13 protein-coding genes are annotated in these 12,449 nt (G+C 68.6%); 1 reads left to right on the top strand and 12 read right to left on the bottom strand.

Annotation, left to right across the window (positions count from 1 at the left end):
- Position 1: 1 nt before the first annotated feature.
- From HSX14_RS11560 to HSX14_RS11505, 12 genes are all read right to left on the bottom strand, one after another.
- Positions 2–1,075, bottom strand: a complete 1,074-nt coding sequence (locus tag HSX14_RS11560) for an AI-2E family transporter (RefSeq protein ID WP_173178334.1) — start codon at positions 1,073–1,075, stop codon at positions 2–4.
- Positions 1,076–1,150: 75 nt separating this feature from the next.
- A complete protein-coding gene (locus tag HSX14_RS11555; RefSeq protein WP_173178333.1) occupies positions 1,151–1,975 on the bottom strand; it encodes a DUF4892 domain-containing protein in 825 nt (274 codons plus the stop codon).
- Positions 1,976–1,977: 2 nt separating this feature from the next.
- Entirely contained in the window at positions 1,978–2,640 is a 663-nt protein-coding gene (locus HSX14_RS11550; protein WP_173178332.1) for a glutathione S-transferase family protein, read from the bottom strand.
- A gap of 50 nt (positions 2,641–2,690) precedes the next feature.
- Positions 2,691–3,554, bottom strand: a complete 864-nt coding sequence (locus HSX14_RS11545; RefSeq protein WP_173178331.1) for an alpha/beta fold hydrolase — start codon at positions 3,552–3,554, stop codon at positions 2,691–2,693.
- Positions 3,551–4,360 carry an alpha/beta fold hydrolase gene (locus HSX14_RS11540; protein WP_111263470.1) on the bottom strand — a complete coding sequence of 270 codons (810 nt, stop codon included), beginning with the start codon at positions 4,358–4,360 and terminating at the stop codon, positions 3,551–3,553. The genes HSX14_RS11545 and HSX14_RS11540 overlap by 4 nt, the downstream gene beginning before the upstream one ends.
- 112 nt (positions 4,361–4,472) lie before the next feature.
- The gene (locus tag HSX14_RS11535) at positions 4,473–5,282 is read right to left on the bottom strand and encodes a helix-turn-helix transcriptional regulator (RefSeq protein ID WP_173178330.1); all 810 of its coding nucleotides are present in this window, start codon (positions 5,280–5,282) and stop codon (positions 4,473–4,475) included.
- A gap of 127 nt (positions 5,283–5,409) precedes the next feature.
- A complete protein-coding gene (locus HSX14_RS11530) occupies positions 5,410–5,853 on the bottom strand; it encodes a hotdog fold thioesterase (protein WP_111263468.1) in 444 nt (147 codons plus the stop codon).
- A gap of 55 nt (positions 5,854–5,908) precedes the next feature.
- Positions 5,909–7,576 (bottom strand): AMP-binding protein, encoded by a 1,668-nt coding sequence (locus HSX14_RS11525; RefSeq protein ID WP_173178329.1) that lies wholly within the window; start codon positions 7,574–7,576, stop codon positions 5,909–5,911.
- Between the two features lie 254 nt (positions 7,577–7,830).
- Entirely contained in the window at positions 7,831–8,265 is a 435-nt protein-coding gene (locus tag HSX14_RS11520; protein WP_111263466.1) for a hypothetical protein, read from the bottom strand.
- Positions 8,266–8,286: 21 nt separating this feature from the next.
- Positions 8,287–8,751 (bottom strand): phosphohistidine phosphatase SixA, encoded by a 465-nt coding sequence (sixA, locus tag HSX14_RS11515; protein WP_173178328.1) that lies wholly within the window; start codon positions 8,749–8,751, stop codon positions 8,287–8,289.
- Entirely contained in the window at positions 8,748–9,095 is a 348-nt protein-coding gene (locus HSX14_RS11510) for a DUF4389 domain-containing protein (protein ID WP_111263464.1), read from the bottom strand. The genes sixA and HSX14_RS11510 overlap by 4 nt, the downstream gene beginning before the upstream one ends.
- A gap of 30 nt (positions 9,096–9,125) precedes the next feature.
- On the bottom strand, positions 9,126–10,148 hold the full coding sequence (locus HSX14_RS11505; RefSeq protein WP_111263463.1) for an NAD(P)H-dependent glycerol-3-phosphate dehydrogenase: 1,023 nt from the start codon (positions 10,146–10,148) through the stop codon (positions 9,126–9,128).
- Positions 10,149–10,478: 330 nt separating this feature from the next.
- On the opposite strand from HSX14_RS11505, the gene HSX14_RS11500 reads away from it, so the two are divergent.
- Positions 10,479–12,407, top strand: coding sequence for an ATP-binding protein (locus tag HSX14_RS11500; protein WP_173178327.1), 1,929 nt, complete (start codon positions 10,479–10,481; stop codon positions 12,405–12,407).
- Positions 12,408–12,449: the final 42 nt, after the last annotated feature.

The following is a 12,449-nucleotide window of genomic DNA, read 5'->3' as shown; positions in this document are numbered from 1 at the left end:
TTCAGTGCGGGCCGGGCCCGTCGAGCTTGTCGATCACCAGCGGCTGGGGTCGGCCGATCCAGTCGGAGATCAGGCTGTAGGCCACCGCCAGCAGCGTCGGCCCGAGGAACAGGCCCATGAAGCCGAAGGCGAGGATGCCGCCGAACACGCCGAGCAGGACCACCACCAGCGGCAGGTTGCCGCCACGGCTGATGAGGTAGGGCTTGAGCACGTTGTCCACGCCGCTGATGATGAAAAAGCCCCAGATCGCCAGGAACACCCCATAGCCGTAGTCGCCGTGCCAGAACAGCCAGGCGGTGGCGGGCACCCAGACCAGCGGCGGCCCCATCGGAATCAGGCTCAGGGCGAAGGTCACCAGGCCCAGCACCAGCGCCCCCGGCACCCCGGCGATCCAGTAGCCGATCAGCCCCAGCAGGCCCTGTGCGGCGGCGGTGCCGATCACGCCGTTGACCACCCGTTGCACGGTGCCGGCCACCAGTTCCAGGTAGTGCGGTGCGCGGTCGCCGATCAGGCGCTCCAGGGCACGCTCGGCGAACAGCGCCATGCGCGGGCCGTCGCGGTAGAAGAAGAACACCAGCACCAGGCTCAGGGCCAGTTCCAGCATGCCGCCGCCGATCTGTGCGCTGCGCGCCAGGATCCAGTTGCCGGCCTGGCCCATGTAGGGCTTGAGGCTGGTGAAGAAGGCCGCGCCCTGGGCGTCGACCCGCTGCCACAGCGCCTCCAGGCGCTCACCCACCAGGGGCAGCTCGCCCAACCATTCCGGAGGCTGCGGCAGGCCTTCCACCTGGACGTTCTTGACCAGTTCGGTGGCATCGCGGATGTGGTCGGCGAGGTTGAAGCCCATCCACACCAGCGGCACCGCCACCAGCAGCATCCAGCCGGCGGTGAGCAGCCCCGCAGCCGTGGACACGCGTCCGTCCAGCAGCCGCGTGAGCAGCCGCATCAGCGGCCAGCTGGCGAAGGCCAGCACGGCCGCCCAGAACAGCGCCGACCAGAATGGGGCCAGCACCCAGATGCAGGCGCCCAGCAACGCGAGCAGCAGTATCTGCACCAGCAGGCGATCGTTATTCAGCATGAACGGGGCACTCCGTGGCAAAACGCGACCGTGGCGCCGACGGGCGCCACGGATGACAAGCATGGACGCTGCGCTTCAGCGCAGCCACTCGAGGTGCAGGCCTTCGGCGGTGTTTTCACCTAGCTCCAGGCGCGCGGCGCGCACGCCCTGCTCCACCAGGGCCTGGCGCCAGGCTTCGCCGCCCGCGCCGGACAGGCTGATGCGCAGGGTGCTGTCGAGGTTCAGGCAGCGCGCCAGCAGGGTCGCCCAGGCGGGCGTGGGCGCCTCCGGCAGGCCGGTGAGGTGCAGCTCGCCACTGCTCTTGAGCTCGCGCATCAGGGTGGCGGGCGTGGGCAGGATCTCGCCCAGGGGCGCGGCGGAATCCAGCTGCTCGGCGTGCAGGTAGGCGCGGCGGTTGCCCCGGGTGATGGCATAAAGCGCCAGCAGGCTGTCCTGCTGCGGTTCGGCCAGGCGCACCAGCAGGTAGGCCTGCTGCTCGTCCGGTCCGTAGAGGCGTGCGTTGCCGAACACCGAGTTGGCCCACAGGCTGCTGGACCCACAGTCGCGGCCCTGGCACCAGTAGAGGGGCACGGCGCCCTTGTCGAGCAGGGCGACCCGGGCGTTGTCGAAAGCCTCGCCCGAGCCATGGCCGCTGGGCAGCAGGTAGGTGACCGAGGTCTGCCGGCCCTGGGCATCGATCTTCTGCTCGAAGCGCAGCTGGTTGCTGATGCGCCGGATCGAGCCTTGCGGGTAGATGCGCTCCTGGGCGCCGGCTTCCTTGAAGTCGACGATCTCGGCGTGGGGGAAGCGCGGCAACGCGCTGAGGTCGTGGCTGTCGGGCAGGTCGGCGGCGTACACCGCGATCGCCTGCAGGGACGCGGCCAGGAGCAGGCCGGTAACGATGAAAGAGCGCATGCGCATCCTTAGCGAATCAACATGGACTGGGCGGACTTGACCACCGTCTCGGCGGCCTCCTGGCGCCGGGGCACCTGCAGGCCACGCTGCACGGCCGGGCGGGCCTCGATGGCCGCCAGCCAGCGCTGCAGGTGGACGAGGCCCTCGACCGACACACCGGCCCAGTCGTACAGGCGCACCCAGGGGAAGGTGGCGATGTCGGCGATGCCGTAGTCGCCGGCCAGGTATTGCACCAGCGCCAGGCGCGAATCGAGCACCTCGTAGAGGCGGCGGGTCTCGTGCTGGTAGCGGTCGATGGCCGGCTGGAGGGTTTCCGGGAAGTAGCGGTAGAAGACGTTGGCCTGGCCCTGCATCGGCCCGACCCCGCCCATCTGGAACATCAGCCATTGCATGGCCACGGAGCGGCCCTTGGCGTCGGCGGGCAGCAGCCGGCCGGTCTTCTCGGCGAGGTAGACGAGGATGGCGCCGGACTCGAACACGGCGAAGTCCCCCTCATCACGGTCGACGATGGCGGGGATGCGCCCGTTGGGGTTGATCTCCAGGAAGGACGGCGCCTTCTGTTCCTTGCGCTCGAAGGACAGCGCGTGGGCCCGGTAGGGCAGGCCCAGTTCCTCGAGGGCGATGGAGACCTTGTGCCCGTTGGGCGTGGCAGCGGTATAGAGATCGATCATCCGGGCTCTCCTTGGGAAGGCGCCCAGCCTTCCCGGTTGCCCCGATCAAGTCAAGGCGAGGCGAAGAAGCTATTGAAACAGTCTGCTACGGCCTGGGCGCCGCTTTCGTCATTGAGATGCAGGTGGTGGCCGCCCGGCTTGTAGTGCACGTCGAAGCCTAGACCCTGGAGCAGTTCGGCGATACGCGGCTCGGCACGGATCTGCCCCTGTTCCGCCAGCACCAGGGAGGTGGGGCAGCGCACCGCGCGGACGAACTCGGTGGCGTGGGCGAAGGTCAGGCGCATCAGCGACGGCAGGGTCAGGCGCATGTCGGTGCGCCAGGTGTAGCCGCCGGGCACCGGCATCAGGCCACGGTTGGCGAGCAGTTCGGCGGCCTCGCGGCTCACCGCCACCACGCCCTTCATGCGCGCCTCCACCGCGCGCTCGACGTCGGTGTACACCGGTTTGCGCTTCTCGCGCAGCGCCAGCCGCGCCTTCAGTGCATCACCCAGGCGCTTGGGCGCGCTGTCGGCCTCGCCGGTGTAGGGAATCAGCCCGTCGATCAGCGCCAGGCGCTCGATGCGCTCGGGCAGGGAACCGGCCACCAGCACCGAGACGATGGCGCCGAGGGAGTGGCCCATCAGCGAGAAGCGCTCCCACCCCAGTTGCTCGGCCACCAGCAACACGTCCTCGGCGTATTCCCACAGCTGATAGCTGGAGCCGGCCGGGTAGTGCCCGGAATAGCCGTGGCCGGCGAAGTCCAGGGCGACGATGCGCAGCCCCTGGAGCTTCGGCGCCAGGCGCGCGTAGGTCATGGCGTTGTCCAGCCAGCCGTGCAGGGCCAGCACGGGCCGGCCGTCCTCGGGGCCGAAGATGTGGGCCGCCAGTTCGACGTGGGGCAGGTTCAGGCGGATTTCCTCGACGTGCGCGGTCATGCGTGCTCCCGGTCGGTGCGCTGGCCTTCCCAGCGGTTGAAGAGGTTCCTCAGCAGTTCGGCGGTGTCCTGCGGGCGCTCCAGGGGGAACATGTGGCCGCCCGGCAGGGACAGGTACTCCCCCTTGGGCACGCGTTTGACCAGGCGTGCGTGATGGGGCAGCACCACGCGGCTGTGGCGGCCGCGCACCACCGCGAGGGGCACCTCGAGCTGCTGCGGGCGGCCCGGGCTGTTGTGCGGGACGCTGCGGTAGATGCTGATCTCGGTGGCCGGGTCGAACTTCAGCCGCAGGCCGCTGCCGGTCTCGGTGAAGCCGTGGCGCACGTAGGCCTCCAGGCAGTCCGGGTCGAAGCGGCGGAACAGGGATTTGCCGGAGAAATACAGGCGTGCCTCGTCGAGGTCGGCGAACTCCTCGCGCCGGCCCAGGGTGCGGCCGGCCGGGGTGATGCGGTCGATGAAGCCGAAGCGCTTGGCCGCGCGGATGACGATGCGGTCGGCCAGGGTCAGCACCGGCGAGTCGAGCATCGCCACGCCGCGGTAGAGGTCCGGGCGGCGCAGCGCCGCGTGGTAGTGCAGCACGCCGCCGAGGGAGTGGCCGACGCCGAACACCGGCTCGCCATGGGCCTCGAGGTGGTGGATGAGTTCGTCCACCAGGTTTTCCCAGTTGTCGTTGACCGGGAAGCGCGGGTCATGGCCGTGCTGGTCCAGGTGCCGGATGCGGAAGTCCGGGCCCAGCGCCTGGAACAGCTTGGCGTAGGTGGCCGACGGGAAGCCGTTGGCATGGGCGAAGAAGATCGTCTGGGACATGGCGATGCCGGCTGGTTGGGAACTGCCGGGGATTTTCCGGCAGCCCGGCGCCCTCGGCAATGACCGTAACTGCCAGTGATGATGGCGCTATTGCCACAGCAGCGGACGGCCCTCAACCCAGCGTGCGCAAGCGTGCCGGCGGCACGCCGTAGGTGCGGCGGAACAGCCGGGAGAAGTGCGCCTGGTCGTAGAAGCCCAGCTGCAGGGCCACGTCGCTGAGCGGTTGCTGGCCACGCAGCACCAGCGGCAGGGCCCGTTCGAGGCGCAGCTGGGTCAGCCACTGGTGGGGCGGCAGGCCGCAGTGCTGGCGGAAACGCCGTAGCGCCTGCCAGGGGCTGAGGCCGCAGAAGGCCGCCAGCTCCTCCAGGGACGGCGGCGATTCCAGGCGCGACTCCAGCCACTCGCGCAGGCGCTGCCAGGTGCGAGCGTCGAAGCCCTGGGCGAGCTCGCTGACCCGCAGCGTCGAGCCCTGCCCGAGCAGGCAGGCCAGCGCCGGCCAGAGCACGCTCTCCAGGGCCAGGCGGGAGTTACCGAGAAACCCTGCGTGCACGGCCTGCAGGCGCGCCTGCAGCGTGGGGTCGCGCAGGGTCGCGCTGGTCAGGCGGGGTGCCCCCTGGCGACCGTCGCTGAGCACGCGGCTGGCTTCATCCAGCCATTGCGGCTCGATGGCCAGCACGCGGATGTGATAGCCCTCCCCGCCCTGGCTGGCGCCGTCGTGGATCTGCTCCGGCGCCATCAGCAGCGCGTCGCCGCGCCCGGCCAGGCGCGACTCGCCCCGGCAGACGAAACGCTGCCGCCCGTTCAGCAGCAGGCCCACGTGGTACTCCAGGTGGAAATGCCGGGGAAAGGCGAAATCGCGGTACTCGGCATCGATCAGGCGGACGCCGGGCAGGCCGCTGACGATATGACTGATGCGCTCCATGGGCGCCACTCTAGCGCGTGGAGGGGTGATCGGCTTGGATGAAATTGCGCGACTGCCGGGAATCATCCGCCGAAGGCACACGGCAACTGTAGGGGCGACTGAAGTCGCCCCTACAGTTGCCGTGTGATCACCCCTTCGGCGGCTGCTCGCCCAGCGGCACGATGGCCATGGTCAGGCGCGAGATGCAGCTGGGCTTGCCGTCGTCACCGCTGAGGCGGATGTCCCACACATGGGTGGTGCGGCCCAGGTGCACGGGACGGGCGACGGCGGTGACGCGGCCGCTGCGCAGGCCGCGCAGGTGGTTGGCGTTGACCTCCAGGCCCACGCAGTAGAAGCGGCTGGTGTCGATGCACAGGTAGCTGGCGGTGGAGCCGAGGCTCTCGGCCAGCACCACCGAGGCGCCGCCGTGGAGCAGGCCGTAGGGTTGGTGGGTACGGCTGTCGACCACCATGCTGGCGGTGATCGATTCGTCGTCGAAGGCTTCGAAGCGGATGTCCAGCAGGCCGCCGATGGTGCCTTGCTGGGATGCATTGAGTTTTTCGAGATCGGGGGTCTGGCGCCACAGGCTCATGTCGGCTCCTCGGAAGAATGCCGCCGGGGTGGCCAGGGCTCCCGGCGGTCAGGGGTCACTCGTGCCAGAGCACCGCCTGGCGGCGCTCGATCCATTCGGGGAAGCGCGATCCGTAGGTGCCCTCCACCACGTTGCGCTTGATCTTCAGGGTAGGCGTCAGGAAGCCGTTGTCGACCGCCCAGACTTCCTTGACCAGCACCAGGCCGAGCAGGCGTTCGTGCTTGTCCAGCGCCTCGTTCACCTGCTCCAGCAACTCGCGCAGGCTGCCCTCCAGCTCGGCGCGGGTGCCGTTGGCGGCTTCCTGGCGACCGACGTCGGAAAGCACGCAGAGCGCCATCGGCTGCGGCAGGCCATCGCCCACCACGCACACCTGCTCGATGCGGGTATGCACCGCCAGGCGGTTCTCGATGGGGGCCGGGGCCACGTACTTGCCCTTGCTGGTCTTGAAGATTTCCTTGATGCGCCCGGTGAGACGCAGGTTGCCGGCGGCGTCCTGCTCGCCCTTGTCGCCGGTGCGCAGGAAGCCGTCGGGGGTGATGGTCTCGGCGGTCTTCTCCGGGTCCTTGTAGTACCCCTGCATGGTGGCGCCGCTGCGCACCTGCACCTCGCCATCGTCGTTGATGCGCACCTCGACACCGGGGCTGTTGCGGCCGATCCAGCCGGTCATCTGCTCGCCCGGGCGGCACACGTGGGAGTAGCCGCAGTTCTCGGTCATGCCGTAGACCTCGAGCACGTCCAGGCCCAGGCGCTTGTACCAGTGCAGCAGCGCCTCGGGCACCGGAGCGGCGCCGCACAGGGCCACGCGCACGGCGTCCAGCCCGAGCCCGGCGAGCACCTTGCGGCCGACGATGCGGCCGATGATCGGCAGCTTGAGCAGGCGGTCGAGCTTCTGCGCGGGCATCTTCGCGTAGACCCCCATCTGGAACTTGGTCCAGATGCGCGGCACGCCGAAGATGGCGGTGGGACGGGCGCGCTTGAGGTCTTCGAGGAAGGTGTCGAGGCTCTCGGCGAAGAACACCGTCTGCCCGGCATAGAGCGAGGCCATTTCGACGAACATGCGCTCGGCCACATGGCACAGCGGCAGGTAGGACAGCAGGCGGTCGTCTTCACCGGTCTTGAACAGGTCGACACCGTGGCCGGCGGCGAAGGCGAAGTTGCCGAAGCTCTGCATTACGCCCTTAGGCGTCCCGGTGGTGCCGGAGGTGTAGATGATGGTAGCCAGCTGCTCGGCGGCGGTCCTGGGGTTGTCGCGGATCGGCGTCTCCGCCTGCAACTCGCTCCACTGGTAGTCGAAGGTCCCCTCGGGGTGGATCGGCAGCGCGATGGTGGCCACGCCTTCGGGAATGCCGCTGGCCATGGCGGGCCAGTCGTCCAGCTTGCCGATGAAGGCCAGGGCGGTTTCCGAATGCGCCAGCACCTGGTGCACGGACTCGCCGGTGAGGTTGGGGTAGAGGGGAACGGAAACGTGCCCGGCCATCCAGATCGCGAGGTCGGCGACTATCCAGTGAGCACAATTCTTGGAAATGATGGCGATGCGGCTGCCGGGAGGCAGGTCACGCCCTCTCAGCCAGCTGGCGGCGCGTCGCGCCTGGTCGCCGACATCGCCCCAGGTCAGTTCCTCGACCCTGCCGCCGGACAGCGGTTGGACCAGGTAGCGTTTGTTGGGGTGACGTGCCTCTCGCTCGAAGAACATATCGAGCGGCAAACGGACTGCATCAGCCACAGGGCCTCCTCCTTTTTTGTTTTTCTGGGGACAACCAAGCACTTGCTTGGGCGAATATTCCACGCAGTAGGAAGCGGCGCAAGTTAAGAAATGTATCGGGCTCGGACACAGGCTCCGAGAGCCCCTGGGGCGGGGGTTGCAGCGGAAAATGATGAAAAAGGCGGCGGCGCTACGCGCCGCACGGCGACCGCCGTCGCCCTACGCGAGCGGGCCCACCACAGGGCGGGCCGAGTGCTCCGGAGCAGGAGCGCCCATCAATTCGACGGCGAGACGAACCAGGCCTCGAGCCCGGGCTTGTCGGTCTGCTGCCCGGGCCGGTAGATGTACCCGGACACCCGCGCATAGTTGTCCCAGTCGGTGCGCCAGAGCATGGTGCCCTGGTACTCCTTGCCGTTGCGCTTGAAGTCGATGCGCAGCCCCGAGGCGCCGTCCACCAGTTCGGAGTTCTCGAAGTGCGCCTTGCCCGTCCAGCTCTCCTCGCCCACGGTCCAGGCCAGGGACAGCTCGCCCTCGTCCTGGTAGATGTCCAGCTCGCCGGTGTAGGGCTTGCCGGTGTCGAGGTCGCGACCGACGATCCAGTAGTTGCCGACGAAGAAGGAAGGGTCCGGGTTGTCCGCCGCCAGGAGGGTGGAACCGGGCAGCAGGGTGGCGAGCGCCATCAGGGCGCGGAGCGTGATGCGTCTGAGCATGGGGTCGTCCTTGGGGCGGGGTCAGGTCCGGTGTGCGTGGTGCAGGGAGCGCAGCTCCATCAGGCCCGCAAGGGCCATTTCGCCCTCCAGCTCGACGAGGCTGGCGGTGCCCAGGGGCAGCGGCTGCTGGCGATGACCGTGGATCAGCAGGCCCGCGAGTTCGCCGACGAAGGGGTTGTGCGTCACCAGCAGCAGCTCGCCCTCCTCCCGCTCGGCCAGTCGCGCGAGGGCTTCGCGCGGGTCGCTTTCCGGGGTCAGCCAGGGTTGCGTCACCAGCGCGCCGGGGAAATCCAGCGCCTCGCGTACCAGTTCGGCACTCTGCTGGGCACGCAGGTAGGGGCTGGCGATGATGGCCTGCAGCGGGCGACCGGCCAGGCGTGCGGCGGCATGCAGCACCTCCTGGCGGCCATTGCGGGTCAAGGGGCGTTCGGCGTCGGTGGCCGCACGGGGCTCGGCCTCACCGTGGCGCAGCAACCACAGCCTCACAGCTTGGGCTCTTCGTCGCGCGCGGGGTGCGGGGCCGGCGGCACCACGTGGGCGGCCTCGCCTTCCGGCGGGCGCGGCGTGGGCCAGTCGGCGAAGGGCCAGGGCTTTTCCTCGGTATTGAAGGTGCCGAAGCGACCGATCTGCGCCAGGTACTGGCTCAGGCTGTCGCCGAACCCCATCAGGCCGCCACTGGGCGCGCCGTAGAAGGCCCGGTAGCCGAGCTGCGCCAGGACCACCACGCCGAGGACGATCTCGGCCAGCTGCCAGACGACTACGAAGATCAGCATCCACAGCACGCGCAGCAGGATCGACTCACGCTGCAGGTCTTCGCGCTCATCACTCATGGGAATCTCCTTGTCCGAAGTTGGCGGGGCTCAGAAGCCGCTGGTGGGAATGAAGTCGACGTCGGTCTTGGGTTCGGCGCGCATCAGCGCCTCGATCACCTGGGCCAGCGTACGCCCCTCGAAAAGAATGGCATGCAGGCCAGCGACCAGCGGCATGTACACCTGCAGCTCCTCGGCACGGGCCTTGAGCACCTTGAGGGTGTTGACGCCCTCGGCCACCTCGCCCAGGCGCGCCACCGCATCCTCCAGGCTGAGGCCTTCGCCCAGGGCGTGGCCGACCTGGTAGTTGCGGCTCTTGGGCGAGGAACAGGTGACGATCAGGTCGCCGACGCCGGCCAGGCCGAGGAAGGTCATGGGGTTGGCGCCGAGCTTCACGGCGAAGCGGGTCATCTCCGCCAGCGCGCGGGTGATCAGCATGCTCTTGGTGTTCTCGCCCATGCCCAGCGCCGCGGCCATGCCGGCGATGATCGCGTAGACGTTCTTCAGCGCACCGCCCAGCTCGACGCCGAAGCGATCGGCACTGGCGTAGACGCGGAAGGTCTTGCCGTGCAGGGCGGCCTGCACCTGCTGGCACAGCTCGGTGTCTTCGCTGGCGACCACGGTGGCGGTGAGGGCGTGGTCGGCCACCTCGCGTGCCAGGTTGGGGCCGGAGAGCACGCCGATGCGCGCCTCGGGGGCGATGTCTTCGAGGATCTGGCTCATCAGCAGGAAGCTCTGCGCCTCGATGCCCTTGGTCAGGCTCACCAGCATGCGGCCCTTCAACTGGCCGGCGACCGGTTCGAGCACCTTGCGCAATGCGCTGGAGGGGATGGCGACGAAGATCAGCTCGCAACTGGCGAGCACCGCATCCAGATCGGTGGTGGGTTCGACGCCGGGGTGGATCTTCACCCCCTTGAGGTAGCGCGGGTTCTCGCGGTTGGCGCGGATCGCCTCGGCTTGCTCGGGATCGCGCATCCACTGCTGCACGCTCTTGCCGTTCTCGGCCAGGAGGTTGGCGATGGCGGTGCCGAAGCTGCCGCCGCCCAGCACCGCGATCGATTGCTGTTGAGTCATAACCAGTCCATGTAGAGCCATCGGGGATGGCGGTTGCGCGCATTATACGGAGGGCCGAGCGACCAGCCAGTCTCAAACGAGGCATCTGCCACTGGTCAAGTGTGAACCCAGGCACGACAATTCAGCCTTCTACGACCACGTCGGACGAACGGGGTGCCCAACCCGCCACGACGGATGCCATTCGACCAGAGCGCAGGCCCAGCTAGAGTTTCCCATGCATTCATCTTTTCCATGGACGAGCCTGTCACGAGGCACACGGATGATCCGCCGCCCAGCCCCCCTCCTCTTCTTCACCATCGCCGCACCGGGCGCCTGCCTCGGGGAGTGCCGATGAACCTGCGCCGTGGCTGGGACATCCACACCCGCACGCAACTGATCAGCCTGGGCCCGGCCCTGCTGCTGACGCTGCTGCTCACCGGCTTCTTCACCTTCGCCCGCCTGCAGGACCTGCGCCAGGAGCTGAACCACACCGGCCAGCTGATCGCCAACCAACTGGCGCCAGCCGCCGAATACGGCGTGATCGCCGGCAACCTGCCGGTACTCGAAGGCCTGCTCAAGGCGACCCTGGACACCCCGCACGTGCGCTTCCTCGAAGTGCGCGACCGTGAAGACAACATCCTCGTCTACGTCGAACAGCCCGGCAGCCTGGAAAAGGCCGGCCCCCAGGTGGAGGTGTTCCACGCGCCGATCCGCATGCAGCAGATGAAGCTGGACAGCGAGGCGCTGTTCCACAGCGAACGCAGCAACGGCAAGCTCGCCACCGGCTACCTGGGGCGCGTGGTGGTGGGCATGTCCAACGACGCCTTCAGCAGCCGGCAGCAGGAAATCCTCCTCAAGGCCACCGTACTGGCGCTGTTCGCCCTGGTGCTCACCTTCCTCCTGGCGCGGCGCCTGGCCACCCGCCTGTCGCAGCCGATCAGCGCCATGGGCGAGGCGGTCGAGGCCATCCAGGGCGGCAACTACCAGGCCAGCCTGCCGGTGGTGGACGAAGGCGAGCTGGGCGACCTGGCGCGGCACATCAACAACCTCGCCAACGGCCTGGCCAAGGCCAGCCGCGAGCAGCAGCAGGCCATCGACCAGCTGATCAGCGCCCGCGAGGAAGCCGAGCAGGCCAACCGCGCCAAATCCGACTTCCTGGCGATGATGAGCCACGAACTGCGCACGCCCATGAACGGCGTCCTGGGCATGCTGCAACTTCTTGAAACAACCGAACTGAACCGAGAGCAGGCCGAGTACGCCGCCCTGGCCGCCGAATCCACCGAGCACCTGCTCAAGGTGATCAACGACATCCTCGACTTCTCGCGCATCGAACGCGGCGCACTGGAGCTGGAACGCATCTCCTTCAACCTGCTGGAGCTGGTCCAGGGCTCGGTGCAGGTGTTCCAGCACAGCGCCCTGCAGCGCGGCCTGGCGCTGACCCTGGAAACCCAGGAGGGCCTGGAGCAGATCGAGGTGCAAGGCGACCCGACGCGCATCCGCCAGATCCTGGTGAACCTGGTCGGCAACGCCCTGAAATTCACCGAGGACGGCGGCATCCGCGTCCTCACCCAGTGGCAGCCGCTGGACGACGAGGTGCTGTGGCTCACCTGCGCCGTGCACGACAGCGGCATCGGCATCCCGCCGGAACGCCTGGAGCACATGTTCGACGCCTTCCAGCAGGCCGACAGCTCCATCTCCCGGCGCTACGGCGGCACCGGGCTCGGCCTGCCCATCGCCCGCACCCTGGCCGAACGCATGGGCGGCACCCTGCGCGCGGAAAGCCTCGAGGGCCGCGGCTCCATCTTCACCCTGGAAATCCCCCTGCCGTTCCGCCAGCAGGAGCGCCGGGCCAGCGAGGGTGGCGCCAGCGACACCACCAATGGCACCGGCCAGCAGGTGCTGCTGGTGGAGGACAACCCGGTCAACCAGACCGTGATCGAGGCCATGCTGCGCAGCCTCGGTTACCGCGTCAGCCTGGTGGGCGACGGCGCCCAGGCGGTGCAGAGCGCCTCGCGCCAGCACTTCTCGGCGATCCTCATGGACTGCCGCCTGCCGGTGCTCGATGGCTACGAAGCCACCCGGCAGATTCGCAAGATGAATGGAGGGGCCCGCACGCCGATCATCGCCCTCACCGCCAACGCCCTGCAGGGCGACCGCGAAGCCTGCCTGGACGCGGGCATGAACGACTACCTCGCCAAGCCCTTCAAGCGGGCCGATTTGCAGCGCGTCCTGCAGCGCTGGCTGGGTGGCGCGGCGGATTGCCCCCCCGACCTTCGGTGAGTGGGCAACAGTGCTAAAGTGCGGCAGGCTTGCGCCGGAAAG

It is taken from the genome of Pseudomonas tohonis (assembly GCF_012767755.2).
GTDB lineage: Bacteria > Pseudomonadota > Gammaproteobacteria > Pseudomonadales > Pseudomonadaceae > Metapseudomonas > Metapseudomonas tohonis.
The sequence above is the reverse complement of the archived record's forward strand: the minus strand, read 5'-3'. Positions and strand labels throughout refer to the sequence as shown.

Bases quoted from the DNA above. Each gene is read 5' to 3' on its own strand.
- HSX14_RS11535 (WP_173178330.1), bottom strand. From the start codon at position 5,282: ATGGAGCGCATCAGTCATATCGTCAGCGGCCTGCCCGGCGTCCGCCTG.
- HSX14_RS11560 (WP_173178334.1), bottom strand. From the start codon at position 1,075: ATGCTGAATAACGATCGCCTGCTGGTGCAGATACTGCTGCTCGCGTTG.
- HSX14_RS11540 (WP_111263470.1), bottom strand. From the start codon at position 4,360: ATGTCCCAGACGATCTTCTTCGCCCATGCCAACGGCTTCCCGTCGGCC.
- HSX14_RS11550 (WP_173178332.1), bottom strand. From the start codon at position 2,640: ATGATCGATCTCTATACCGCTGCCACGCCCAACGGGCACAAGGTCTCC.
- HSX14_RS11505 (WP_111263463.1), bottom strand. From the start codon at position 10,148: ATGACTCAACAGCAATCGATCGCGGTGCTGGGCGGCGGCAGCTTCGGC.
- HSX14_RS11555 (WP_173178333.1), bottom strand. From the start codon at position 1,975: ATGCGCATGCGCTCTTTCATCGTTACCGGCCTGCTCCTGGCCGCGTCC.
- HSX14_RS11510 (WP_111263464.1), bottom strand. From the start codon at position 9,095: ATGAGTGATGAGCGCGAAGACCTGCAGCGTGAGTCGATCCTGCTGCGC.
- HSX14_RS11520 (WP_111263466.1), bottom strand. From the start codon at position 8,265: ATGCTCAGACGCATCACGCTCCGCGCCCTGATGGCGCTCGCCACCCTG.
- HSX14_RS11545 (WP_173178331.1), bottom strand. From the start codon at position 3,554: ATGACCGCGCACGTCGAGGAAATCCGCCTGAACCTGCCCCACGTCGAA.
- HSX14_RS11500 (WP_173178327.1), top strand. From the start codon at position 10,479: ATGAACCTGCGCCGTGGCTGGGACATCCACACCCGCACGCAACTGATC.
- HSX14_RS11530 (WP_111263468.1), bottom strand. From the start codon at position 5,853: ATGAGCCTGTGGCGCCAGACCCCCGATCTCGAAAAACTCAATGCATCC.